The following is a 23449-nucleotide window of genomic DNA, read 5'->3' as shown; positions in this document are numbered from 1 at the left end:
CTTTCTCATCATCTAAATGACTGATACTCATTCCTTACTTGTATGCCGTTTTCCAAGACTGAGCGCTTGCTCTTCTGACATTTCAACTACTTTCGCAAAGTTGGTATTTCGTGGCATGCTATCTTTAGAATACCAATAAACATCAGCACTCCCATTTCTGGCCACATAAACAACTGGAGCTAGTTGACGAGTTGGCGCTACAGGCTCTACAGGTTGAACTGGCTGTGCAGGCACTGCTGGCTGACTCGGTTGAGGGGCTTGACTTGGTTTCGTCTCTACAGAAGGACTGGCTGGTTGTGGTTGACTACTTGGTTCCGTCGGCACTAAAGATGGCTTGGCTGTCCCCTTCAGATAGTCAATAGTCGCATTCTTAGAGTAGTTATCCAAGGTAACAGTGGTGATCCCATAAGCATCTACCGACTCTTTGGGACTACTTAGATGGATAGGCAGAAGGTTGCCATCTCGATCAATTCCTACATATTGCAAGGTCACCTGCCGAGGGATCAATTCATCCCCCGTATAGACAGGCGTCACCTTATAATCCAGCCAATAATTGGGGTGGGTGGCCAGCCAGCTATCGAGTCGTTTCTCGTAGTAGAGCATGCCCTCCACATTACTATCCGCTGTCCCTTTATAATTCCCCGTATTGGTCCAGGCAGTTAGAGGAACCAGATTTTTCCCTTCATCGGTCAGACCGCTAAACTGATAGCCAATCAGATGCCCTCTATGGAACAGCCAGGCCTTCTTCCCTTTGTTTCCATAAGCAATCTTATAATTGTGCCAGCCAACCGGATTATAGTTGAGACGTGGTTCTCTTTTTTTCTTTGGCTCATCCTTGTCCTGAAGCTGAATATGGGCTGAGGTCGCACGACCTAAATGATCAAAATCCCCCAGTACAAGCTGCTTACTGCCATTAAAAGGCAGTAGATGAAGGCTCTGGTAATCGAGGCCCGTTTGCTGAGCTTGAGCCCCTTGAACAATGGCCAAGGACATAAAAACCGAGACCATCGCAACAATAACATTTTTCAAAAACCGTTTTGTAACCATGATTGAAACTCCCACATTTCTATCTAGTGATATTATAGCAGAAAACAGCGGTTACAAACATAGAAGATAGGCAATTTCTTCTCCTATGTCAATTAGATTTTTTAATAAGTTTATTTTTACTTTAATATTCTTTAGTGTATAAAATATTGACTATTATTTTAATACATAAAATGATACACAACTATTCTAAATCAACTTATATTCATACCACTCTTCATCTACTTTCTGAAATCCCAAAGCCAAAAACATTCTTTGACTTTGAGTATTAAAAGGATAAATTTGAGCAGTTACCTTAACCATTTCTTTCTCTTTGGCCAACTGTATCATTTCAGAAACACATCGTCTTCCGATATGTAAATTCTGATACTCTTTGCTGATCACTATAGAAAGCTCTGAATTATCTTGAAGTGTCACATCTCCAACTAACACTCCCTCATATTGGATATAATAGCAAGAACCATGTGAAGATAGGTAATCATACATTTTATGAAGTTTTGTTACATCGTAAATCTGATCAGTATTATCCACTTGTTTGCAAACCTCACTATCTTGATACCAAAGAAGGGAGATCTCATCATTTCTATAATAGGGAATAAGCGTTATCTGATCGTCTACTATTCTATTCATTCTTACTTATTCTTATTTCTATTTAGAGGTTTCTTCCGATACTTCAATATTCCCAATCAACCAATTGGACATCTTTTTGCCCTTGTCTTTATAAGGATTGGGAGGAAACAAGGTGAAAGGGGGAATGCTGGCATCTGGGAAGAATAGTTCTACGCTTATCGTTCGCTCGCGATTATGATCAACGTAGGCTGTAAAATAGATATGGTAATTTCCACTAACATCACCACCATTATCATACTCTCCTCTAGCAGTATTTGGTAAGAGCGTCACAGATTTTATGTCTTGCTTTTCCTGAGCTAAGTGTGCGATGATCTCCTCCTTAATAGTAGCCTCATGATTTCTGACGAAATTCCCATCATCACTGTATCCAGGATGCTCACTAAGAGAATAGAAAACAATGACCATCAGAAAGGGGAGAGAAATTAAAAAAATGATTAGCTTATTGGATTTTAACATGGGGGTTCCTCATTCATTTTTCTTTTGAAAGCTCCTCAATTTTAATCAAAGATAAGGTTTTATAGTACTCTGGGATTTGTGGCATTCTCATGATCACAAAACCGAACCACGATATAAGGCCATTCACAATAAATAATGCCCCTTCAGTTCCATTATTAGTTCCGATAAAAAAACTCAAACAAACAATATTGGCCACTACTGTGATATACCAATCGATCATTCGTTTCCCTTTTGGTTCAAAAACAAGACAGTATGATTTGCTATCTTTAGGAATTCTCGAGTCAAATGTCCGTTTGGCACGTTTTCCATACCAAACCGCCATTAGATAGGATAAAAGCATAGAGAAAGCAAATATACCTAATTTCAAAATAATTTGTTGACTGACTCCCCAGCTGATAAACGCCTTTTTCATGAACCTATAGGAAATACCGACCAGTGGTTGAACCATAATGGCTATTGTAGATGTTCCTAACCGAGTTTTAGATCTTATTTCAAAACTGTCATTGGAAGGAGATAACTCAACCATATTTGCAGTAACTTTCTTGGGAAGCCAACCCAAGAAATAGGTTTTTCCTTTTATCGAAGTAGAATCTAAAATAAATTTTTTATTGTTATACTCAACGATTCTAAAAACTGCTATATTCGAATATTTAAATTTTAAATCCATATTTATCTTTCTAACTTTATCAGAGTCAAATTACCCCTGAGTTAAAAGAATTTATTCAATTTCACGAATACCTTCAAATGTGACAATTCCAATTTTATAATGCATCCGATAATACTGCAGACATTTCAACTCGGCGATTACTCTTTTCAATTTCGTTCATGGAAACCTCATTCTTTTTCAAAAATAACACTACTAATTTGCACAATCTTTTGATTAGATTTTAGTTGAATAGTTACTCTATATATAGTTGAGCTAGAATGATTTACTAATACTATACATGTTGTTTCCTCTGGTAAATCATATTTGCTTTTTAGATGTTTATAGAGGTCAGAGTTATTTTCTGGCTGATATACAATCTCACGAAGTTCTGTTTCTGCACTCTTAAAGGTCTCCTTTACATCTAAAGAAGTAAAGAAATCTCTTTGTACCACTAAATTAAGAATTTCTTCATCATATAAAGGAGTTACCTCCGACCCATAATTTAACTTCCCATTAGAATATGTAACCGGAACAGTTTTGTTATCCTCGCCAAGTGTTATTGTATAATCACCTTTAATATCAGATTGAGTGATATCTAAATCTACTTCGTATTTTTTTACTTCATCTTGATTTTTTATATAAACTCTACTAGTGTATGCCTTTAATCCTGTAAACTCCTTCTTGTCTTGTTCCAAAAATTTAAACAAAGGTTCAAACGTTTTTTCAAATTCGTACTGTTCCTTTGTTCTGTTTTTGGGAATGGTTTCACCACCAAATCCATTAAGGAATGCTAAAGTATACAGAGCAATTCCTGCAAACATTATCCATAAAAGCCATTTAAATTTTTTCATATTTCCTTATTACTCTCTTTTAAACACAAAGTCCTTCAATCTACTTATAAAAAATCTTGACCAAATCCTGCTTTGCACTGAGGATACGAGCAACATACACTGTATGCTTCTCCATATAATAAAATGCGAGATAGTTCTCTATTGGCATATAACGATAGGGTTTTCCATCATTTGTCATATCACCATACCCCCGGCTTGATACCAGAGGACAGGCTTCTGGAAAGAGTTCTAGGGTCTCAAGAGCACTTAATAGCAAATCGACTTTGCCATCTGCAGCTTGCTGGCTATAAAAATTTACAAGAATATAGTCGTGAATATCACGCAAGTCCTGCTTAGCTCTATCTGTAAGGAAGACCTGATAGCGTTTCAACTTAGTCAAGACCAAATTCCTTTCTCACATCGGCTACAGAAGTGACTTTTCCTTGAGCAATTTCCTGGTGCCCAACTAAAATCTCCTTCTTTAAGTCCTCAAAAGCCACTTGATACTGCGTGTTCTGCAAATCACTTGAAACAAATTCTCTTGGATCCACAGTCCCGTTGGCAATTTTTCGAAGTGCTGCATTCAGGACATCTGACACAGAAATTTTTTCATCTGCAAGTACTTCTTTTGTTTTCTGGTAAAATATCGCATCTGCGCGAAAATTAACTGCTTTTGTGTTTGCCATTTCTACCTCTCCTTTGTACATACAATTTGTATATACATTCTACCATACGATAGAGAAAGGATTCAAGTGAAAAATGGATTCTTCTTTTACCGAATATAAGTTGAAATAGATAAGAAAGCTGAGTTCATAACTGGTGATAAATAGTTTTGACAGAAAAAGGTGATAGATTGTTCTGTCTATCACCTTGTGTTTGCTATTGATCATATTGTAATTGTGCTTTGCTTTTCTAAATCATGACACATACTCATCAATAATATTCTAAAGGGTAGGAATTATGTCAATATTTTGGACTTATTTTGTCACATTCTACTTTTTCTATGAAGTCTCTTTCTTTTCTCGAAAATGAAAAGGTCTTTTTCAATCAAATTCTTTTAAAATAATCTTGTTTATGACCTTACGTCATGATGTATAATAGGTATGAGGAGGTGGGTAATGATGGCTAAATATAGAGCAATTCCGGAAGGATTTATGACAGTGGGGGAACTTGCTAAGAAAATGGGCATTACCATCCGTACTCTACAATATTACGATAAAGAGGGGCTACTTTCCCCATCGGCAGAAAGTGAGGGAGGTCGCAGGCTCTATACCGATAAAGACTTAGTGTTACTCCATCAGATATTGTCTTTAAAATCATTAGGTTTTTCTCTCAAGGATATAAAGGGGCGTTTGATCTCTTTGAAAACACCTGATGATGTTGCCAATGCTCTTACAGAGCAAGCAGATACTATTCGTAAAAATATTGAACAACTTAAGGATTCTTTAGTCGCAATAGAGCAGTTAAAGGCAGAAGTTTTACAAATACAGACGGTCAATTTTAAGAAGTATGCAGACATCATCGTCAATCTACAGATGAAGAATGACTCCTACTCTCTCATTAAGCGCTTTGATGATAATACACTCGACCAGATACGCAGTCGATTTGACAAGAAAAGCGGACTTGACTTTATGGACAGATTGAACCGCCTAAGTGATCAAATCGTAGAGCTTCAAAAAGAAAACGTACCAGCTGAAAGCGAACAAAGCCAACAGGTTGTGAAAGAATACTGGGGCTTGATTATGGAGTTTACAAATGGTGATATGAGCATGCTTCCTAAGTTGATGGAAGTTGGTACTATTGATACCGCCTCAAACGCTTGGGAAGAAAAGCAAAAAATCGTCAATGATTATATAGGACCCGCCCTACAAGTCTATTTTTCAAGGCTTGGAACAAATCCTTTTGAGGAGGTAGAACCATGAAAAACGCAATAGAGGTTTCTGGATTAAAGAAAAGTTATGGTAGCAATATGGTTCTTAGTGGTCTCGATTTTCAAATCAAACAAGGAGAAATCTTTGCTCTGCTCGGAGTGAACGGAGCTGGTAAAACAACAACGCTTGAATGTATCGAAGGTCTGAGAAAATATGACGAAGGCACTATCGTTGTAAATGGGAAAACCGGAATTCAACTACAGTTCTCCTCTCTACCCGTCCACATCAAACCAATGGAAGCCATAAAGCTCTTTGCAAAATGGAATCATACATACATTGATGATGCTATGCTAAAGGCCCTTGGAATAAAAGAAATTGAACAGTCGCAATACATAGAATTATCCACCGGTCAAAAAAGGAGATTACATCTTGCTCTTGCACTTATCAGTAACCCGGATATTATTTTTCTCGATGAACCGACAGCGGGACTTGATGTTGAAGGACGACTATCTCTCCATGAACAAATCCGAAAGCTCAAATCACAGGAAAAGACAATCGTCTTGGCAAGCCACGATATGGCCGAAGTTGAAACCCTATGTGACCGCATTGCTATTTTGAATAGTGGAAAGATTGTCTTTTGTGGTACTCCTTCAGAACTGACAGACAGGTTGGGAAGAAAATATTTCATCCATTTAAAGACCCGGGACGGAGAGGAATCTTTTGAAACAGATACGATCGAGGATAGCTTAATTTCATTATTGGAAGAATGCAAACAGAAAAATATCCAGATATTGGATATCAAGGTTGATCGTGGCACACTGGAGCAGCATTTCATTGAAATGGCAAGGAGGGGTTTGGAATGAATGGTTTTTTATATAGCCTAACATTACAGTGGAAATTGGACATACGAAGTAAGTCTCTCTTGGTTACTTACTATATTGTACCGATTATTTTCTTTCTTCTCATGGGTGGTATTTTTACTTCCGTTATGCCTGAAATGGGTAGCACACTTATACAGTCAATGATTGTCATGAGTGTTTCAATGGGAGCCTTTCTCGGTTTACCGCCTTCCTTGATTGAAACATACGGAAGCGACATAAAAAAGATTTATAAAGCAAATGGTGTGCCTATTCATTTAGGATTGGTGACCATAGTTCTCTCTGCCTTTGTTCATTTGATAATGACTTGCATAGTGATCCTACTACTTGCTCCAATTTTATTTAAAGCAAGTCTACCAAGTCAATTTCCCTTATTCTTTCTCGCGCTTGCCATCTACATTTTTGTATCGTTGAGTATCGGAAGTATACTGGGCCTTACTGTAAAAAATCAAGCAAAGCTGACCATGATAGCGCAACTTGTATTTTTACCCTCAATTATGCTCTCAGGAATCATGTTTCCCATCACCTTACTGCCTGATTTTCTTCAAGCAATCGGGCGTCTTTTCCCCGCTTCTTGGGGATACCGCTTGATGCTAGATCATGGTTTTGGTCTTGAAAATCTTTGGTATCTGATTCTTGTATCTTGCATTGCAATAATATCATCTATCCTCCTGTTGAATAAACAAAAATCTAACTAGATGCCTGAATAATTCCATGCCAGCTTTTACTTTAAAGCAAAAGCGAGATAGATCGTAAAATCAAATGAAGAGAACACCAACAAAAAATCATCTGTTGGTGTTCTCTTCATTTTTAGATTTCTGAAAAAACCTCTTGTCCATGTATCAGTAGGTACCCTTTAACTCTATTTTTCATGAACATTGTTTTATAAACAGTAGATTACAGTCTTAATATATATGGAGATATACAACTGTTCTATATCAACGTATATTCATACAACTTTTCATCTACTTTCTGAAATCCCAAAGCCAAAAACATTCTTTGACTTTGGGTATTAAAAGGATAAATTTGAGCAGTTACCTTAACCATCTCTTTTTCTTTGGCCAGCTGTATCATTTTAGAAATACATCGTCTTCCGATCTGTAAATTTTGATACTCTTTGCTGATCACTATAGAAAGTTCTGAGTTATCTTGAAGTGTCACATCTCCAACTAACACACCCTCATATTGGATATAATAGCAAGATCCGTGTGAAGTTAGGTAATCATACATTTTATGAAGTTTTATTAGATCGTAAATCTGTTCAGTATTATCAACTTGTTTGCAAACCTCACTATCTTGATACCAAAGAAGGGAGATCTCATCATTCCTATAATAAGGAATAAGCACTATCTGATCATCTACTATTCTATTCATCATGACTTGTTCTTATTTCTATTTAGACGCTTCCTTTGATACTTCAATATTCCCCATCAACCAATTGGCCATCTTTTGGCTCTTGCTTTTATAAGGGTTAGGGTGAAACAAGGTAAAAGGGGGAATGCTGGCATCGGGGAAGGATAATTCTACTCTTAACGTCCTCTCAGGGTTATCATCAGCATAGGCTGTAAAATAGATATGGTAATGTCCACTTACATCACCACCATTATCATACTCTCCTCTAGCAGTATTTGGCAATAAGGTCACGGACTTTATGCCTTGCTTTTCCTGGGCTAAGTGTGCGATGATCTCACTCTTAATAGCAGCTTCATGATTTCTAATGAAATTACTATCATCACTATATCAAGGATGCTCACTAAGAGAATAGAAAACAAGGACCATCAGAAAAGGTAGAGAAATTAAAAAAATAATCAGCTTATTCGATTTTAACATGGAGGTTCCGCATCCTACTTATAAAAAATCTTGACCCAATCCTGCTTTGCACTAAGGATACGAGCAACATACACCCTATGCTTCTCCATATAATAAAATGCGAGATAGTTCTCTATTGGCATATAACGATAGGGTTTTCCATCATTCGTCATCTCACCATAGCCCCGGCTTGATACCAGAGGACAGGCTTCTGGAAAGAGTTCTAGGGTCTCAAGAGCACTCAATAGCAAATCGACTTTGCCATCTGCAGCTTGCTGGCTATAAAAATTCACAAGAATATAGTCGTGAATGTCACGCAAGTCCTGCTTAGCACGATCTGAAAGAAAGACCTGATAACGTTTCAACTTAGTCAAGACCAAATTCCTTTCTCACATCGGCTACAGAAGTAACTTTTCCTTGAGCGATTTCCTGATGCCCCACTAAAATCTCCTTCTTCAAATCTTCAAAGGCTACCTGATACTGTTTGTCCTGCAAATCACTCGAAACAAATTCTTCTGGATCCACAGTCCCATTAGCAATTTTTCGAAGTGCTGCATTTAGGACATCTGACACAGAAATTTTTTTATCCGCAAGCACCTCTTTTGTTTTTTGGTAAAACATCGCATCTGCTCGAAAATTCACTGCTTTCGTGTTTGCCATTTCTACCTCTCCTTTGTACATACAATTTGTATATACATACTACCATAAGATAGAGAGGGGAATCAAGTAAAAAATGGATTCTTCTTTCACTAAATCTAATTAAGAGATACCGATAGCTAATCTATATTCTTTCTCTCGTGTCATCTGATACCTCCTAGAATCAACAATTTAAGTAGATTCCACATCTTAATTTGACAACTCCAAGTAATTGTAGTCAATTATATTAGATATATTTTATTAATTTCTTTATAGTAAATTACTATTTCTCTAGCCAAGAGAACGCTTGGTTTAGCATTTCTTTTGCTTGTCCAACTATACACGGTCCATGAGAAATAATAATATTCTTAGGTTCCCATTTCTTTATTCTATGATAACTCTTCAATGCTTGTTTTTTACCAAATAAAAAAGTCATTCTTAAATCTCTTGGTGTTTTACCATTTGGATAGTGATTATCACCTATTTTTAACAGTAGCTTTTCAAAAATCGATAAATTTTCTGTTTCTATGTTTTCAATAAGATCCGTTAAAATTAGAGTTGAACTTTCAGTATGGAAAAAAACAACCTCTTTCACGTAAAAACTTCCCTCAAATGTTGTAAAACAAATTTCTTCGTTCCAATTGGCCTTGCTTAATTCCTGACCATAATCTAAACTCATTCCCGATTTTCTGGCACGCTTTTGAACACCACTAGCTAGCCAAACTTTTGCTTCAGGAAATAGTTGATGCCATTCACCTATATAACTATAATGTAAGACATTGGGTGCAATAAGGTGTTTCACCTCACCTAATTGCTTGATTTCAAAAAGTAAATTGTCATTAGGCTTAGTCGGTGAATGCACCCAAAGACCACCATTCTGTAAACGGATAACTGTCATTCTAGTTGAAAAAGGCACTTTGAAGAATTTGAAATCCATCAGTACTTCTTCCCCATCCACAACCCATAGATTATCTGCTATCTTTTTTAAGGAATTGAGGGGACTATATTTTTTGACTTCCATGGAACTCTGCTTTCTAAATTAATAAAGTATAATCAATTGTTATTCTCCAAAAATGGAACAACCAACTTAATCCACTCTTGAGGTATATAAGCTGATAAATAGCCGTGGTTATAGCCTTTAGCTTCATACAGGATCGTATTGGGATGGAGCTGCTGAAATAATTTCGCCGATGCTTTCACACAGTTCAATTCTTTTTCACCGTAGATATACAGTACCTGGGCCTTACTAGTAGAAATTGTGTCCTTCAACTTGTAACGCCCCATATAGGTTTTGTAAATGGTCACCAATGTTTTGATAGACGTCCTTGGCAGATCCTCCAAATAATATGCTTTTATCTCCTCTGGATAAGCCAGGTTAGGATAGAGTTTGTTCATCATGCTTAACTGGAGTTTGCAAGAGAATTTACTGAACATCAGTTTACCAAATAGTGATACTAGAAAGATGCTGATTTTAGCTAACCTTGGTTGAGGAATACAGAGGCTTCCGTCTATGATGGCCTTCTCAGCAATTTCGCTGTCTAAGGACAAAAGCTCCATAGCAATTTGACCTCCAAGCGAAACACCACCAATCGCAAACAACTTCCCGCCACAGTGTTCTTTGATATAGTCTAGGATCTCCAAAGCAGAATCTTCCGTAGAAACATAATCAAGTTGATATTCTTCGCCGTGGCCATTCAAAGTAGGTAAAATAACACGGTATTCTTCTGATAAGATCCGTGCTTGGCGAAGATAATTCCACCAAGAACTGCCACCGCCATGTATCAGCAAGATAGGAGGCAAATTCTTATCACCAAATTCATGGAATTTCATGTTTAAACTCCTTACTGTGGGATTTTCACTAGATACATCCATATTAAATCATTTTGAACAAGCAGTGATACTGCCTCAACATGTGATGCTAGCAAACATCTATATTATCGAACGAAAAGTGACTAGTATGGCTTTGTTATTATATGATTGAACGAATTTATCACTTTAAGAAATGTAAAAACCTACCGATAAGTCTTCATCAGATTCATGTGGTTTCCAAGGTACATTAAAACCGTAGCTATAGCTCCAATCTGGATGCCAGTCCTTATAATATGGGACACGACTGTATTTGCCAAGTGTCACTTCATCCTCCTCTGATGATTCCTGACAGGTTATCCCAAACTGGATACCATCAAGTTCCCAGTAATTTCCCCAAACATATTCATAAGAAATGACATCAACCCAGCGGGAAGCGTCAATCTCAAAGTCGGTACATAACTTTAACGATTGGAAAGTACTATAGTGCATATTGTAAGGTTTGATATGTATAGCGCAGTCAACGTGATACTTTTCATAATTGGTATTCAATAGGATAACCTTCATTGGAATGGGAACGCCATTCAGTTCCAACCACCAGTATCCAAGTTTATTGTGCAAAATATCAAAATATTCGTCTGTTGCTACTGATTTAGAAAAATCATTTATTTGCAAACATCGACCTGACCTTAATAATTCAGCTGCAATCTCTCTTGCTTTCCCTTTATCAAAATCAGAGTAACGCTTAATCACACGCTTTAACTTGTCAATTGGATATGAGATGTCTTTTTGCGAAGCCTGATATATCTTCACAACATGAGCAATCTTTTCAACGTCGTTGATTCCAACAGGTACAACCACAAAATGGTCTTCCCTGATTGATTCATCCTCACAAATATAGATGTATTCCTCACCAAACTCTGAAAAAGTGACTGATGCAACTCTGTAAACTATATCTGATGAATTTGAATCAGTTTCTTGATCAGATAGCTCCTTCTCTTTACTATCTAAATCTATCCACTTATAGAAAGTATAACGATTTGGATTCTCATCCTCACCGAATACCATCAAGCTATGACAATTTGGACATTGCCAAGCATAGTACGAAGCATCAGTAATATCATAATAATCAATCTTATTATTTTCATCTGCGGTATCCGTTATCTCTTCCCATAACTCATCCGAGAATACCGAAAAAGCATTCGGGTCTGGAGCAGCATGGTCATTCATTGGATATCCGCATTGACAAGTCCACTTACCCATAATATAACTCCTACAGCTAGTAACCAATCTTACCGTTTATCGTTTTAGCATATTATACCACGAAACAACACAAAAAACTGCAACCTTTCGATTGCAGTTTCCTACAAGTCAACTTCTCTTCCTTCAAGGAAAGTTACAGGAATCTGCCCACTTCCTGAGATTGTGATGTTGTCGAGAAATTGGCACATGATATTCCTGTCAAAATAACTACTCAACTTGACCAAAATCCTATCCAGTTTACCATCTCTACAATCCTATATCAGTCGGTAAAAGGCATCACCACACTATGCAGTTCTCTGTTACCGTATCGTTTCGTCTGTTTCCCTCCTCATTCTATGAGACCTATACCCCATGATACCTTCTCGACCTTCGGTTTCACCTTGTCGCATGGGCGGATCATCTTTCTTTTCTAGGAAATCAAGGAAATAAGGCGACTTGGCTGAGATATGGTTAATCATGAAATCAAACATGAGATAGTAGTCTTGACTGAGTGCCTCAATATCGCTCCAATCTCCAAAACCCTCATCAACCTTGGTATAGTCCACGGGTGCAAACCCGCGGTCGCCTGACGATGGAAAGAAGGGAAGAATGTGGACACCACCGACCACATCTTTCAAAGGGCCTTCTAAGACCTGCTTCAAGTCTTTCAGATTTTTTCCAAGACTGTCTGAAAAGGTAATTAACATTGCTTAATTTTTACTTTCATAACTTGCTCTATTTACCTTCCTCAAAGCGTTTATAGACTGCTATAAATTCCTCAGCAATCGTTCGAAAACCTTCTGCACTCAATAACTGATCCTCAGCGTGCATCAGAATTAGACCTGTTTGGTTTAATTCCCCATTCATTTCTTTTGTCAAAAGTGAGTGGTGAGCATTGTGTCCCTGTACAAATGCTTCTTCGCCTTGTTTAATTCTATCTTTAGCCTGCTCAAATTCACCCTGCTTAGCCAATTGAATAGCATCGATGTACATAGATTTTGCTGTTCCTACATAGGTGATAATTTGAAAACACACTTCGAGTACTTTTTCGTCCATTTTAATGCCTCTCTTACCAATCTTCGTCTTCTAAATCGCTTGTTTCTTGTATTTCAGCTTGTAAAGCTTGTTTATCCATCTGTTTAATAAACGGATAATAAACAAAGAAAGACATAACCAAAATAAGTGTTTGCAACAAGGCTGTTTTCCAACCACCGATGATAAATCCTGAAATAATTGGAGGACAAGTCCACGGAACTTGAACGGCACCATACATAGGTGTCAGTCCAAAATAAATCGCTGAATACTGGATGATACAAGATAAAATAGGCGTTAATATAAAGGGAATTGCTAAAACTGGATTCATTACAATCGGCAAACCAAAGAGCACCGGCTCATTGATATTAAAGATGGCTGGAACCATTTCAAGACGTCCAAGAATTTTTAGTTGTTTTGATTTTGCAAATGCAACCATGTAAACTACCAAACCAATCGTAATCCCGGCACCTGTAACATTGATAAATTGATCAAAAAATTGAATCGTCACAATATGACCACCATTGGCTAGATTTAATTCAAGGCCCTTATCTAAAATGGCTTGGTTTTCCAAAGCATTCGCCTGTAGCAAGCCACTCATGATGCCACCAACTACAGTTGAGCCGTGCACCCCAAACATCCATAAGAATGGTACAAGGAAACACATAAGCACCGCACCAAACAATGAGTCAGTCAAGCCTTGCATTGGTGTTTGAATAAGATTATAAATCACTTCAATCGTTGTGACCTTAAACAATTGTTCAACAAGTCCGACAAAGATCGTTGCCGCTGTGATGATAACAGTAGCAGGAATCAAGGCTGAAAATGCGTTGGCTACACCAGTTGGTACGCCATCTGGCATTTTGATTTTGATATTTTTCTTCAAAAACCAAGAATAGCTTGCTCCTACAATCAAACCAACGATAATGGCACCAATCATCCCTTTCCCGGAAGTCCAATCCTTCAGAATAATGTTACCAACTACATCCCCATTTTTAGAAATCAAACTGGAGGGCTGGATTAGCAAGAAAACTGCTAAGGCAATGACACCTGCCCCAAGCGGCTCCTGTTTTTCTAGCTTAGCATAGGTATACGCAATCCCAATGACTGTTACAATCGCACTGATATTAAAGGTCGCACCAATTGCTTGATTGAGAACAGGGGTAATACCACTAGTTTCTAACATCGTTGCTAGAGCTGGAACTGGAAAATTGGCCAAGATAAGAAAGATGGAGCCAACAATCAACAATGGCATAGAGAAAACAATACCATCTTTTATCGCTGTTACACCTTTGGTATTGACAAAGGCCATCATCCGATCAACAAACTTTTTAATTAGTTTATCCTTCATCATCTTCTCCTTATTTTTTCATCATGTAAGCTTGTTTAAGAACTGCCATACCGTTTACAGTGCCATAATCAGCCATTGCAATCACTTCTACAGGAACATTGTGAGAAGCACAAATTTCTTTTGCTTTTTCAAGTTGGAAACCAACCTGTGGGCCTAATAGAGCCACATCAATATCTCCAACTCTTTGTTCCAATTCACTGATGGAATAAGCTGCAATTGTTGCATCTTTCCCTTTTTTCTGAGCCGCTTCTTTCATACGCTCAACCAAAATACTTGTTGACATACCTGCTGCACAAAACAATCCAATATTCATTTTAATTACTCCTTATAATTCGTTTCCATTTGATGTAATCACTTTTTGATACCATGTAAAGGAATCTTTCTTCATTCGTTGCAAAGTTCCTTCGCCATTATTATTCTTATCGACATAGATAAAGCCATAACGCTTCTCCATTTCACCTGTACCAGCACTAACAATATCGATACAGCCCCAAGGGGTATAACCAATGACATTTACGCCATCTTCTTCAATCGCTAACATCATTTGTTCAATGTGTTGTTTGAGGTAATCAATGCGGTAAGAATCATGGATTCCATCAGGCTCTACCTTATCATAAGCACCGAATCCATTTTCAACTATAAAAAGCGGACAGTGATAGCGATCGTATAAAAGATTTAAGCTATAGCGTAATCCCTCAGGGTCAATCTGCCAACCCCAATCGCTTGATTCAATATAGGGATTTTTCTTAGTATAAACATCTTTGAAAAGCTCTTCTGTTTCCTCAGATGCTGTAGCAGTCACTGTATCACTCATATAGTAACTCAAGCCAATATAATCTACACAACCTTCTTTTAGAGTTTCTAGATCTTCTGGTAAAATATCCAGTTTGATATTATTTTTTCGACAAAAGGCCTCGATATAGTAAGGACGCTCTCCAAAAACATGAAGATCTCCATAGTGAAATAAACGATGCTCCATTGCCTTCTGGCTAGCAAGTATATCTTTTGTATCACATGTATTCGGGTAAAATGGTACCATTGCCAGCATACAACCAATTTTGAAATTTTTATTGATTTTCCGACCCAATTGAACAACTTTTGCAGAAGCCACTGACTGATAATGGATAACCTGCTGTAGTACCTCAACTGGATTTTCATCTTCTTGATAAATGACACCAGAATTAGTCCATGAGCACCAAGGAACATTAATTGCACCTTGATTATTGATCTCGTTAAAGGTCATCCAATACTTAACTTTGTCCTTATATCGTTCCATGACGACTTCCGCAAAACGAACAAAGAAATCAATCAACTTGCGATTACGCCAAGCACCATACTTAGTAACTAGATGATAGGGCATTTCAAAGTGACTGAGTGTGATGACCGGTTCAATTTGATGAGCTAGCAGCTGATCAAATAAATCATCATAAAATTTCAACCCTTCTTCGTTAGGTTCTTCTTCATCTCCATTTGGGAAGATACGAGTCCAGGCAATCGAAGTTCGAAAACACTTAAATCCCATCTCAGCGAATAATTGTATATCGTCCTTATAGGTTCTGTAAAAATCTATTGCATCATGATTCGGATAATATTCGTCAGGTAAGACGCCATCAGTAATCTGTCGAGAGTGGCTAGCACTTCCAACCGTCATCACATCGGCTATCGAAATGCCTTTTCCACCTTTATCATACCCTCCTTCAATTTGGTGAGCAGCAACTGCCCCACCCCATAAAAAGCCTTCTGGTATTTTTGCCATTTTACCTATCCTTTCTGTATTTTGTACTAGCGCTATGAACAAGTCTATTTTATAACATACTGTACCTGCTGACAATAGATATTGAGATAGAAAATATATGTACAGTCGAACAATATTTGTTACATAAAAAAAACAAGAGTTTTCACTCCTATTTTTTTAAATAAACTTGGTAACGTAAGGATTCTAAAAAATAGACAACTGGAATCTGAGTGGTCAAATTAGTGGAACGTAGCGAGGAATCTGCGTAGGCAACTGGCATAAAGTAGGATAAATTTATATCCGATAGCTGTGATAAAGTGGAAATATCTGTATTTGTCAGACTAACAATCTTAGCATTTCTTTCTTTGAATCCCTGTACCAGAGTTAGAACTTCTTCTGTCTCACCGCTGACACTTAGAGCAATAACCAAAACATCCTCCAAATTAGAATGATGCAATTTCAGAGAATAAAATGGATTAGTAATAGCAAAGCTAAGAATACCGATTCCAGAAAAAAGATATGAGCCATATTCTGCCAAACTTAGACTAGTACCCACCCCTAAAAAGATAACTTGTTTGGCTTGAACGATCAAGTCTGCTATCTCTGATAGTTGTTTTTTTAAAGCTTCATCTTGGACACTAGTCTGTAAAAATTGTATTGCTGGAATATCAATAGGAAAGTAGTGACGATGTTTATTTTCCTTATCTTCCGACCTTGACAAGGCATATTTTAAATCATTGTAGCTATCAAATCCCATCTTTTTCGCAAAACGAATGATGGTTGTTGTCGATAGATTTATAGATGTCGATAGCTCTCTGATAGTCATCGTAGCAACTTTATCTCTATGTTGCAATATAAAATTATACACGCTTAATTCACTATTATTTAGCCCTTTTGCTTTATGATAATCAAATAAATTCATAGACACCCTTATGCTTTTGTAGTATATAGTTGTTTCATTAACATTTCAATAATGAGAATAACAGGTACCTGCGTCGTAATATTAAACCCATTTAAAAATAATTGAGGAACATGATAGGTTATGGAGCAATCAGATAGCCTTGACAATGTTGATTCCAATGTATTTGTGATGGCAATAACTGGACAACCTTTTTCCTTTAATTTTTGTACAATTTTCAATGTTTGAGAAGTCTCACCAGATTCGGATAAGGCAATGACACAAGTTTTTTCCATACTGTTTTGTAGCACTGGTTGCCAAGGATCTTCAATACACATACTAAATTTGCCAATATTTGAAAAATAGCGCGCTCCATATCGACCTAAAGTTCCAGAGGAACCAATTCCGACAAAAACAATCTGTTCAACGTTCTTTAAGATTGCCACAGCCTCCATAATCAGCTGCAAAAAAGTATCTTGCTCAGTATAATCAATGAATAGCTTCAAAGAATTATTGTCTTGATTGTTTAAAATAATTTGCTCATTTTTTAAATATTCTTTATAAGCAATCTTAAAATGGCTATATCCATCAAATCCTAGATGCTTGCAAAATCGTTGTACGGTTCCAACTGATACATGTGCAAGTTGGGCCAATTCCTTGATTGTCATAGAGGATATATTTTCATTTTCTAAAATAGTTGTATAAATAGCATTTTCTAAGTCGTTAAAACTTGCTACAACCTCATAACTAAACATATAATCCCTTTTTCTATCTCTATTGATTTGCTTACAATGTAACAAAAAACTAATAACCAAAGTGTTCTACACTAAAATAATGGAGAGCATAATGGCTATAAAACCAAGTCAGCATTAAAATCTATTAGAAAACCAGACGAATCAGATTTGTCTAACGAGACATGGTTAAGAGAAAATACTTTAAAACAGTATTGCCTTATGTTCTAGATTATATCATATTTTTGAGCATACTTTGAGTATTGTTAGTTTATTGACTTAAAAGAAACATAACAAGAGCTTATCTCTATTAAATTGTCTCAATTTCAATCGTCCATTCTGGAGATATGTAAGGTGGGGACGTTTCTATTCCCATAAACTCCTTGTCAATGGAAACAAACACGTACCCACAGGGTAAATGGAAATAGAAACTGATAATTTCTAGCTATCACTTCTATTCATTCCAAAAATTTTCTCACTCTGATACTTCCCCACGCCAATACAAAAAGCCTTGCAATCAAGGCTTTTCAAACTCCCTTGCGTTCAAAGGTTTCTAGGTTTTTACGAGCAGAGCAACACACTCCACGTGTGCTGAGAGCTTTCTTCTATACTAATAGACGAAAGGGTGTGAAAATGATTTTTAAATGATACTGTGGAACGGAACAGTAGCCCTAGTATTGACTACTGTCGTTTCTATTCATATTGGCTATTCTAGGACTGAGATGAAAAAATCTATAAATGCTCAGAATAAAATTGAACCCGCAAATCTCCCCAAAACAATGGTGAGTCATGTACTTGTATTATTCCGAAAAAATACACCTCTGGTGCAGTGAGACAAATTGGTGTATCTTATAGTGGCTTCGTAGATGAAAGCTATACTCTACTATCACTCTTTGATGATGTAGAACAAATTGAAAAAGATAATAGACTTCAGACAGCTATTGATGTTGTCAGAGAACAGTTTGGTTTTTTAGCCATACAAAAAGGAACCGTCCTAACTGAAGGTTCCAGAAATATTGAACGCAGTAAACTTATCGGTGGTCATTCCGCGGGTGGATTGGAGGGATTAAAATGAAACAAGAAAAAAATACAGTACAATTTTCAGAAATCCGTAGCAAAGGATGTAATGATATTGAAATGCTTGAAAGATTTTTACATGGAATCGTTGAAACAGCAACTTCAAAACTTCGTCAGAGAAAACTCAAAACAACTGAAATATCGATACGACTAGTACATGCTAAATCTGAAAACCGATTACCATTGGAATTTACATTTAGCATTAAGCCAACAAGCTCATCTGTGATAATCTATACTGAGGTAATCAATCGCTTTAAAGAATGTTACACAGGTGGGGGAATTCAAGGTTTTACGATTCAATTTGATAAAAATACCCTTGCCTCTGCATAGAAAGGATTTGATATGATTGACCGTTCATATTTACCATTTCAATCAGCAAGAGAGTACCAGGATACAAAGATGCAAAAATGGATGGGCTTTTTCCTATCTGAACATGCATCAGCACTCTCTGATGATACAAACAAAGTAACGTACATGTCTGACTTATCACTAGAGAAGAAATTATTACTCCTCAGTCAAGTATACGCCGGGCAGCTACGCACACGCATTCAAGTGATTGAAAAAAACAAGCGTGTTTCCTACACTGGAACAATACCAAGTCTGACCAAAGATTTCATTTTGATAAAAACTACAACAGGTCACATCAATTTGAAATTAAAAGACATTATTAGTATTGAACTTGTCGAGGAGGTGCTCTATGAATCAGCTTGAGTTTCAGCGTAATCACCTACAAATGGACTATTATAGCGAGAGCTACCAAGATTTTGAACGTGACTTCTACCGCTACTCTAACATGAATATTCCATTGACCTTCCTAACTGATGATATCCTAAAAACAATGGCGACTTCACGTAAGAATTACTTTGTCCTCAATAAGGAAAAGTCCAGAGATAACCGCGATCACTTCTTCATATTTGAAGTAAGTACCGTAGATGAGAATCCGCTAATCTATCATTATACATATAAGAAAACTACAATATATTTAGCAGAAAAATAGGAGCAGTTCAATTGACTGTTCCTATTTTTAATATTCATAAAATCTAAAGTCTTTATACTCTTTAACAATGGAGTCGCCAACCAGAACAGACTATACTGACCAGCGACTACCTTAAATTTAATGTTTCAGATTTATTTTCTTATCTCTAATTTCATAAACTACATCTGCTACATTTTCGAGTAATCGTTTATCGTGGGTGATAAACACGATAGTTCCGGTGTACTCCTTCATTAGTATTTCCAAAGCCTCTAAACTTGGTATGTCAAGGAAGTTACTGGGTTCATCCATTATTAGGATGTTATATCTACCCATGAGCATTTTAGCAAGCAACAATTTTATAATTTCTCCACCGCTTAAAACAGATAAACTTTTTCCAATATCGTTCTGTTTGAACCCCATAGATGCTAGCACTGAACGAATTTCTGATATATTGTAGTCACAATCCTTCTGCATAAACTCCATAACATTCTGATTACTGTTGTACTTGTAACCATTCTGTGCAAAGTAACCTATTTTTGCCTTAGGCGAAATAGAAATTCCTTCTTCATGGTTTAAGATCATTTGGATTAAAGTTGTTTTTCCGATTCCATTACCACCAGTTAACGCCACTTTTGCTCCTAACGGAATTTGAAAAGATGCATTTTCAAACAGAGCCTTATCCCCAAATACTTTATTAATTTCTGCACCGACTATAGGGTATGGATTATGGAGCTCCAATGCTTTACTTTGCCTGAAACGAATTCTGCGAATGCCTTCCGGAGCTTCTACTTTTCCTAAGGCCGCAATCCTGTGCTCTAGGGTTTTAGCAGCATTATACATCTTTTTTTCCTTACTTCCTATTGATTTTTGATGAGCTAAACGCCCTCCGTCTTCAGTACTTTTTTTCTTTGAAGAACCTTTTGCCTTCTGTTCTATTTTACGAGCCTGTTTTCGCTTTTCCTCCGCAGCCCTTTCCAATCGGGCACGTTCCGCAATAAATTGTTCGTATTCTGCAGCTTGGCTCTTACGTTCTTCCTCTTTCTGACGAAGATAATCAGAATAGTTTCCCCAATACTCAGTGATTTTGCCATCTTTCAGTTCCCATATTTTATCTACTATTTCATCAAGAAAATAGCGGTCATGGCTAATAACTAACAGTGCACCTGTAAAATATTTTAGCTGTCCTATTAGAAAATCAATTCCTTCACGGTCTAAATGGCTCGTAGGTTCATCCGCTAAAATACCATGAACCTGTGCCGATAAGGCCTGTGCTATTTTAAGCCTTGTTTCTTCACCACCGCTCATAGTCTGTATATTTAATTGCTCAACACCTAGCTTGCCTACAAGTGCAAAATCTTTTTCCTCCTGCAGAGTTACTTCGTCCAACTGGGGAATATAGGCAAGTTCACCCAGACGATTCATTTTACATCCTGGGGGAGTTAATTCTCCTAAAAGTACCCTGAGTAAAGTGCTTTTTCCAGCACCATTTGCTCCTACTAAACCAATACGGTCATAATCATATACTTCTAATTCATTTATATCTAAAACATCGCGTCCTTTGAATTCCACACGAATGTCTTTTGCTTTTAATATTAATTCCATAACATTTCCTCCTGTCTATAATCGCATGCTTTCATTTGCTTGTATGCAGGGAAAACCCTGCGATTTTAGCAGGAAGAGTTACATGAAAATAAGATACATAAATATTCCTCCAATATTGTTTATTTTAAATCTAATTTTCTAACCTCAGTTATCATTTGGCAAACTATAGCAATGCCAATAATTAAAATACCTGATAGTAAAAACCAATGATTTACACCGATTTTATCAGCAAAGAATCCAGAAAGAATTAACCCAATTGGCATAGCAAGTGACATGATACTTCCGATCAAAGAAAATACACGTCCTAAATATTCAGGCTTAATTTTCTCCTGAAAAAGAGCTGTTTGCACACCGCTATAAAATGGCACCGAAAGCCCCATTATTGCACAGCAAACTACGAATATTACAAATCCATTTGGAGGAAGTATTCCCGAAACGGCTAAACTGGTCCCCATTATAAAAAATGAACTTGTTATTAGTAATACATGCTTTTCGAAGCCCCCTAATCTTCCTAATAATAAGCCTCCTGCTAGCATCCCAAATGCAAAGGAAATTTCCGTAATAGAAATATGCACAGGCGTTCCATTAAAGTGTTCCATGCTTATTAAAGGAAATAGTGCATTGATTGGCATATAAACAAAAGTATATAGTGTTCCTAAGAGTAATAAGGCAAACAATCCTTTGTTTTGTCTCAGAACCACAACTCCTTCTTTCATCTCCCTTATGAAATTTGGTTCTAAACTTTGCACTTGATTACCCAGCTTAGGTATACGTACAATTGCTACCGTAATAGATGCAATCACAGCACCCAATACGTCGATGGCAATAATAGCATTTAAATCCCAAACGGAGTATAAGAGTGCTGCAACTGCCGGACTAACAATATAGCTTATAGACTGCAAAGACTGACTATAGCCTGCGCATTTCGTTAGCTGTTCTTCTGGTACTAAAAGTGGTGTAACCGCATTGAGTGCTGGGGTATGAAAAGCTGTTCCAATGCTACGGATAAACAATACTATCATAATCATCCAGACAGGTAGCTCCATACAGAATGCAACAATAGCAAGCACTGCACCAGCTGCTGCGATAATTAAATCGGCACCAATCATTATCTTCTTCCTATCATGACGATCCACTAGCACACCAATGGCAGGTCCCAAAATCGCATAGGGTAAAAAACCTACTAATGAAGCCATAGACAAGACCATCGCAGATCCTGTTTTTTCTGTAAGGTAAAAAATAATCGCCATTTGCAGGATGGCACTAGTGATTAATGATACTGCTTGCCCTGCCCATATTGCATAAAATTTTCGTTTCCAATTGTTGTATTTTTCCATTTATATTATCTCCTGCATATTATTTTGCTTGAATTTCTATTTTGAATAGCATTCTAGGCAATAAAAAATGCAGGCCAAACCCCACAATGTGGCTTTTGGTCTGCATACATACAATTTGGAAACATTCATATTAAAGACATAGTTAAATAAAGGTATAGTTAAATAACCAATATCCTCACCGTAACTAATGAATGCTCAATATCGTATAAATAAGCACAACAAAAAAGCCTATCATCGGGTATAGATTCTGCTTTTTTTATTGCCAGCTTATCTTAAACGCATTGAGGCTGTCATAGTTTCGGTTCCTCCTACATCTTTGTTTATATCAATTTATAGTATAACACAACAAGATGATATGTTCAATATAAAAGTTATGGAATGAGACTCATACTTCCAATTCGATGCCAGATTTAAAGGATATGACGAAGTTTTCTTCATAGACTGTAACGCTCTGGATTATCTTCCTTAGTAGCAAGCGATTAGCTTTCACAAAATCTTCTGTTTGTAGTTTTAAAAATTCATCAGGATTTTCTAACTCAACCTCAAAATATTTCATTTTACATTCCCTCATTTCATTTATTGATAAATTGAGTTTGCAAAAAAGAGTGGACAATTTTTGTCTACTCTTAACCTTTAAAATAGTTTTTTTTAATCGATTTGAAGTTGCCTAAATTATTACTTATTCGGTAAAATGAAGTATTGCTTTCAACAGATTTCCTTCAACTACACTTCACTTGATTCAAACAAGGTGGGTACATTTCTATTCCCACAAACTCCTTGTCAATGGAAACAAACACGTACCCACAGGGTAAATGGAAATAGAAACTGATAATTTCTAGCTATCACTTCTACTCATTCCAAA

General features: G+C 36.8%; 30 protein-coding genes and 1 pseudogene. 7 read left to right on the top strand and 24 right to left on the bottom strand.

What is annotated here, in order from left to right; genetic code table 11:
* Positions 1 to 27: 27 nt before the first annotated feature.
* From RIN70_RS04710 to relB (RIN70_RS04680), 7 genes are all read right to left on the bottom strand, one after another.
* Positions 28 to 1047, bottom strand: a complete 1020-nt coding sequence (locus RIN70_RS04710; protein WP_313790731.1) for a DNA/RNA non-specific endonuclease — start codon at positions 1045 to 1047, stop codon at positions 28 to 30.
* A gap of 186 nt (positions 1048 to 1233) precedes the next feature.
* A complete protein-coding gene (locus tag RIN70_RS04705) occupies positions 1234 to 1674 on the bottom strand; it encodes a GNAT family N-acetyltransferase (RefSeq protein WP_313790730.1) in 441 nt (146 codons plus the stop codon).
* Positions 1675 to 1692: 18 nt separating this feature from the next.
* Positions 1693 to 2130 carry a hypothetical protein gene (locus tag RIN70_RS04700; RefSeq protein WP_024054822.1) on the bottom strand — a complete coding sequence of 146 codons (438 nt, stop codon included), beginning with the start codon at positions 2128 to 2130 and terminating at the stop codon, positions 1693 to 1695.
* A gap of 13 nt (positions 2131 to 2143) precedes the next feature.
* Positions 2144 to 2797, bottom strand: a complete 654-nt coding sequence (locus RIN70_RS04695; RefSeq protein ID WP_313790729.1) for a DUF443 domain-containing protein — start codon at positions 2795 to 2797, stop codon at positions 2144 to 2146.
* A gap of 167 nt (positions 2798 to 2964) precedes the next feature.
* Positions 2965 to 3627, bottom strand: coding sequence for a hypothetical protein (locus tag RIN70_RS04690; RefSeq protein WP_313790728.1), 663 nt, complete (start codon positions 3625 to 3627; stop codon positions 2965 to 2967).
* Between the two features lie 40 nt (positions 3628 to 3667).
* Positions 3668 to 4006 carry a type II toxin-antitoxin system RelE/ParE family toxin gene (locus RIN70_RS04685; RefSeq protein ID WP_313790727.1) on the bottom strand — a complete coding sequence of 113 codons (339 nt, stop codon included), beginning with the start codon at positions 4004 to 4006 and terminating at the stop codon, positions 3668 to 3670.
* Positions 3999 to 4292, bottom strand: a complete 294-nt coding sequence (gene relB, locus RIN70_RS04680) for a type II toxin-antitoxin system RelB/ParD family antitoxin (RefSeq protein ID WP_045001854.1) — start codon at positions 4290 to 4292, stop codon at positions 3999 to 4001. Before relB (RIN70_RS04680) ends, RIN70_RS04685 begins: the two co-directional genes overlap by 8 nt.
* A 432-nt stretch (positions 4293 to 4724) precedes the next feature.
* On the opposite strand from relB (RIN70_RS04680), the gene RIN70_RS04675 reads away from it, so the two are divergent.
* From RIN70_RS04675 to RIN70_RS04665, 3 genes are read left to right on the top strand one after another with little or no spacing between them, the layout of a single operon-like run.
* On the top strand, positions 4725 to 5528 hold the full coding sequence (locus tag RIN70_RS04675) for a MerR family transcriptional regulator (RefSeq protein ID WP_313790726.1): 804 nt from the start codon (positions 4725 to 4727) through the stop codon (positions 5526 to 5528).
* A complete protein-coding gene (locus RIN70_RS04670; protein ID WP_023917889.1) occupies positions 5525 to 6340 on the top strand; it encodes an ABC transporter ATP-binding protein in 816 nt (271 codons plus the stop codon). Before RIN70_RS04675 ends, RIN70_RS04670 begins: the two co-directional genes overlap by 4 nt.
* Complete coding sequence (locus RIN70_RS04665) at positions 6337 to 7053, top strand: ABC transporter permease (protein ID WP_023917887.1); 717 nt, start codon at positions 6337 to 6339, stop codon at positions 7051 to 7053. Before RIN70_RS04670 ends, RIN70_RS04665 begins: the two co-directional genes overlap by 4 nt.
* A gap of 235 nt (positions 7054 to 7288) precedes the next feature.
* On the opposite strand, the gene RIN70_RS04660 is transcribed toward RIN70_RS04665, so the two are convergent.
* The 14 genes and pseudogenes from RIN70_RS04660 to RIN70_RS04595 all read right to left on the bottom strand — a co-directional run bounded on the left by RIN70_RS04660 (position 7289) and on the right by RIN70_RS04595 (position 17619).
* Positions 7289 to 7732, bottom strand: a complete 444-nt coding sequence (locus RIN70_RS04660; protein WP_023917885.1) for a GNAT family N-acetyltransferase — start codon at positions 7730 to 7732, stop codon at positions 7289 to 7291.
* 15 nt (positions 7733 to 7747) lie between these two features.
* Complete coding sequence (locus tag RIN70_RS04655; protein ID WP_003003236.1) at positions 7748 to 7999, bottom strand: hypothetical protein; 252 nt, start codon at positions 7997 to 7999, stop codon at positions 7748 to 7750.
* A 200-nt stretch (positions 8000 to 8199) separates the two neighbouring features.
* Positions 8200 to 8538, bottom strand: a complete 339-nt coding sequence (locus tag RIN70_RS04650) for a type II toxin-antitoxin system RelE/ParE family toxin (protein WP_313790724.1) — start codon at positions 8536 to 8538, stop codon at positions 8200 to 8202.
* Positions 8531 to 8824 carry a type II toxin-antitoxin system RelB/ParD family antitoxin gene (gene relB, locus RIN70_RS04645; RefSeq protein WP_247913655.1) on the bottom strand — a complete coding sequence of 98 codons (294 nt, stop codon included), beginning with the start codon at positions 8822 to 8824 and terminating at the stop codon, positions 8531 to 8533. The genes RIN70_RS04650 and relB (RIN70_RS04645) overlap by 8 nt, the downstream gene beginning before the upstream one ends.
* 259 nt (positions 8825 to 9083) lie before the next feature.
* On the bottom strand, positions 9084 to 9821 hold the full coding sequence (locus RIN70_RS04640) for a DUF4336 domain-containing protein (RefSeq protein WP_048716239.1): 738 nt from the start codon (positions 9819 to 9821) through the stop codon (positions 9084 to 9086).
* A 32-nt stretch (positions 9822 to 9853) separates the two neighbouring features.
* Positions 9854 to 10630, bottom strand: coding sequence for an alpha/beta fold hydrolase (locus RIN70_RS04635; protein ID WP_070594504.1), 777 nt, complete (start codon positions 10628 to 10630; stop codon positions 9854 to 9856).
* Positions 10631 to 10795: 165 nt separating this feature from the next.
* Positions 10796 to 11869 (bottom strand): hypothetical protein, encoded by a 1074-nt coding sequence (locus RIN70_RS04630; protein ID WP_070594503.1) that lies wholly within the window; start codon positions 11867 to 11869, stop codon positions 10796 to 10798.
* Positions 11870 to 12264: 395 nt separating this feature from the next.
* Positions 12265 to 12555 (bottom strand): annotated as a pseudogene (locus RIN70_RS04625) (alpha-amylase family glycosyl hydrolase); the annotation flags it as partial.
* A gap of 28 nt (positions 12556 to 12583) precedes the next feature.
* Entirely contained in the window at positions 12584 to 12904 is a 321-nt protein-coding gene (locus RIN70_RS04620) for a PTS sugar transporter subunit IIA (RefSeq protein ID WP_003003528.1), read from the bottom strand.
* A 13-nt stretch (positions 12905 to 12917) separates the two neighbouring features.
* Positions 12918 to 14231, bottom strand: coding sequence for a PTS sugar transporter subunit IIC (locus RIN70_RS04615; protein ID WP_003003586.1), 1314 nt, complete (start codon positions 14229 to 14231; stop codon positions 12918 to 12920).
* 10 nt (positions 14232 to 14241) lie between these two features.
* Entirely contained in the window at positions 14242 to 14544 is a 303-nt protein-coding gene (locus tag RIN70_RS04610) for a PTS sugar transporter subunit IIB (protein WP_003003699.1), read from the bottom strand.
* A gap of 12 nt (positions 14545 to 14556) precedes the next feature.
* Positions 14557 to 15987 carry a 6-phospho-beta-glucosidase gene (locus RIN70_RS04605; RefSeq protein WP_003003486.1) on the bottom strand — a complete coding sequence of 477 codons (1431 nt, stop codon included), beginning with the start codon at positions 15985 to 15987 and terminating at the stop codon, positions 14557 to 14559.
* A 148-nt stretch (positions 15988 to 16135) separates the two neighbouring features.
* Positions 16136 to 16888: a MurR/RpiR family transcriptional regulator gene (locus tag RIN70_RS04600; protein WP_003014478.1), complete on the bottom strand. Its 753-nt coding sequence runs from the start codon at positions 16886 to 16888 to the stop codon at positions 16136 to 16138.
* Positions 16889 to 16896: 8 nt separating this feature from the next.
* Positions 16897 to 17619, bottom strand: a complete 723-nt coding sequence (locus RIN70_RS04595) for a MurR/RpiR family transcriptional regulator (protein WP_003014472.1) — start codon at positions 17617 to 17619, stop codon at positions 16897 to 16899.
* A gap of 805 nt (positions 17620 to 18424) precedes the next feature.
* Between RIN70_RS04595 and RIN70_RS04590 the strand changes: the two genes are divergently transcribed.
* Genes RIN70_RS04590 through RIN70_RS04575 form a run of 4 tightly spaced genes read left to right on the top strand, consistent with a single transcriptional unit; the run spans position 18425 to position 19669 of the window.
* A complete protein-coding gene (locus tag RIN70_RS04590) occupies positions 18425 to 18670 on the top strand; it encodes a hypothetical protein (protein WP_001813542.1) in 246 nt (81 codons plus the stop codon).
* Positions 18667 to 19002, top strand: coding sequence for a DinB/UmuC family translesion DNA polymerase (locus tag RIN70_RS04585; protein WP_000806926.1), 336 nt, complete (start codon positions 18667 to 18669; stop codon positions 19000 to 19002). The genes RIN70_RS04590 and RIN70_RS04585 overlap by 4 nt, the downstream gene beginning before the upstream one ends.
* A gap of 12 nt (positions 19003 to 19014) precedes the next feature.
* On the top strand, positions 19015 to 19383 hold the full coding sequence (locus RIN70_RS04580; RefSeq protein WP_000567222.1) for a hypothetical protein: 369 nt from the start codon (positions 19015 to 19017) through the stop codon (positions 19381 to 19383).
* Positions 19370 to 19669 (top strand): DUF5960 family protein, encoded by a 300-nt coding sequence (locus RIN70_RS04575; RefSeq protein WP_001072467.1) that lies wholly within the window; start codon positions 19370 to 19372, stop codon positions 19667 to 19669. The genes RIN70_RS04580 and RIN70_RS04575 overlap by 14 nt, the downstream gene beginning before the upstream one ends.
* Positions 19670 to 19786: 117 nt before the next feature.
* Here RIN70_RS04575 and msr(D) read toward each other — a convergent pair whose 3' ends face one another.
* The 3 genes from msr(D) to RIN70_RS04560 form a co-directional block, all read right to left on the bottom strand.
* On the bottom strand, positions 19787 to 21250 hold the full coding sequence (msr(D), locus tag RIN70_RS04570) for an ABC-F type ribosomal protection protein Msr(D) (RefSeq protein ID WP_000420313.1): 1464 nt from the start codon (positions 21248 to 21250) through the stop codon (positions 19787 to 19789).
* Between the two features lie 119 nt (positions 21251 to 21369).
* The gene (gene mef(A), locus RIN70_RS04565) at positions 21370 to 22587 is read right to left on the bottom strand and encodes a macrolide efflux MFS transporter Mef(A) (protein WP_000417519.1); all 1218 of its coding nucleotides are present in this window, start codon (positions 22585 to 22587) and stop codon (positions 21370 to 21372) included.
* Positions 22588 to 22972: 385 nt separating this feature from the next.
* A complete protein-coding gene (locus RIN70_RS04560) occupies positions 22973 to 23143 on the bottom strand; it encodes a hypothetical protein (protein WP_000873143.1) in 171 nt (56 codons plus the stop codon).
* Positions 23144 to 23449 lie beyond the last annotated feature (306 nt).

The organism is Streptococcus parasanguinis (assembly GCF_032163505.1).
Taxonomy (GTDB): Bacteria; Bacillota; Bacilli; order Lactobacillales; family Streptococcaceae; genus Streptococcus; species Streptococcus parasanguinis_V.
Note: the sequence above shows the minus strand (reverse complement) of the source record. Positions and strands in the feature narration are given on the sequence as shown.

Coding starts and splice junctions, on each gene's coding strand:
- RIN70_RS04710 (WP_313790731.1), bottom strand. CDS start 1,047: ATGGTTACAAAACGGTTTTTGAAAAATGTTATTGTTGCGATGGTCTCG.
- RIN70_RS04705 (WP_313790730.1), bottom strand. CDS start 1,674: ATGAATAGAATAGTAGACGATCAGATAACGCTTATTCCCTATTATAGA.
- RIN70_RS04700 (WP_024054822.1), bottom strand. CDS start 2,130: ATGTTAAAATCCAATAAGCTAATCATTTTTTTAATTTCTCTCCCCTTT.
- RIN70_RS04695 (WP_313790729.1), bottom strand. CDS start 2,797: ATGGATTTAAAATTTAAATATTCGAATATAGCAGTTTTTAGAATCGTT.
- RIN70_RS04690 (WP_313790728.1), bottom strand. CDS start 3,627: ATGAAAAAATTTAAATGGCTTTTATGGATAATGTTTGCAGGAATTGCT.
- relB (WP_045001854.1), bottom strand. CDS start 4,292: ATGGCAAACACAAAAGCAGTTAATTTTCGCGCAGATGCGATATTTTAC.
- RIN70_RS04675 (WP_313790726.1), top strand. CDS start 4,725: ATGATGGCTAAATATAGAGCAATTCCGGAAGGATTTATGACAGTGGGG.
- RIN70_RS04670 (WP_023917889.1), top strand. CDS start 5,525: ATGAAAAACGCAATAGAGGTTTCTGGATTAAAGAAAAGTTATGGTAGC.
- RIN70_RS04665 (WP_023917887.1), top strand. CDS start 6,337: ATGAATGGTTTTTTATATAGCCTAACATTACAGTGGAAATTGGACATA.
- RIN70_RS04660 (WP_023917885.1), bottom strand. CDS start 7,732: ATGATGAATAGAATAGTAGATGATCAGATAGTGCTTATTCCTTATTAT.
- relB (WP_247913655.1), bottom strand. CDS start 8,824: ATGGCAAACACGAAAGCAGTGAATTTTCGAGCAGATGCGATGTTTTAC.
- RIN70_RS04640 (WP_048716239.1), bottom strand. CDS start 9,821: ATGGAAGTCAAAAAATATAGTCCCCTCAATTCCTTAAAAAAGATAGCA.
- RIN70_RS04635 (WP_070594504.1), bottom strand. CDS start 10,630: ATGAAATTCCATGAATTTGGTGATAAGAATTTGCCTCCTATCTTGCTG.
- RIN70_RS04630 (WP_070594503.1), bottom strand. CDS start 11,869: ATGGGTAAGTGGACTTGTCAATGCGGATATCCAATGAATGACCATGCT.
- RIN70_RS04620 (WP_003003528.1), bottom strand. CDS start 12,904: ATGGACGAAAAAGTACTCGAAGTGTGTTTTCAAATTATCACCTATGTA.
- RIN70_RS04615 (WP_003003586.1), bottom strand. CDS start 14,231: ATGAAGGATAAACTAATTAAAAAGTTTGTTGATCGGATGATGGCCTTT.
- RIN70_RS04610 (WP_003003699.1), bottom strand. CDS start 14,544: ATGAATATTGGATTGTTTTGTGCAGCAGGTATGTCAACAAGTATTTTG.
- RIN70_RS04605 (WP_003003486.1), bottom strand. CDS start 15,987: ATGGCAAAAATACCAGAAGGCTTTTTATGGGGTGGGGCAGTTGCTGCT.
- RIN70_RS04600 (WP_003014478.1), bottom strand. CDS start 16,888: ATGAATTTATTTGATTATCATAAAGCAAAAGGGCTAAATAATAGTGAA.
- RIN70_RS04595 (WP_003014472.1), bottom strand. CDS start 17,619: ATGTTTAGTTATGAGGTTGTAGCAAGTTTTAACGACTTAGAAAATGCT.
- RIN70_RS04585 (WP_000806926.1), top strand. CDS start 18,667: ATGAAACAAGAAAAAAATACAGTACAATTTTCAGAAATCCGTAGCAAA.
- RIN70_RS04580 (WP_000567222.1), top strand. CDS start 19,015: ATGATTGACCGTTCATATTTACCATTTCAATCAGCAAGAGAGTACCAG.
- RIN70_RS04575 (WP_001072467.1), top strand. CDS start 19,370: ATGAATCAGCTTGAGTTTCAGCGTAATCACCTACAAATGGACTATTAT.
- RIN70_RS04560 (WP_000873143.1), bottom strand. CDS start 23,143: ATGAAATATTTTGAGGTTGAGTTAGAAAATCCTGATGAATTTTTAAAA.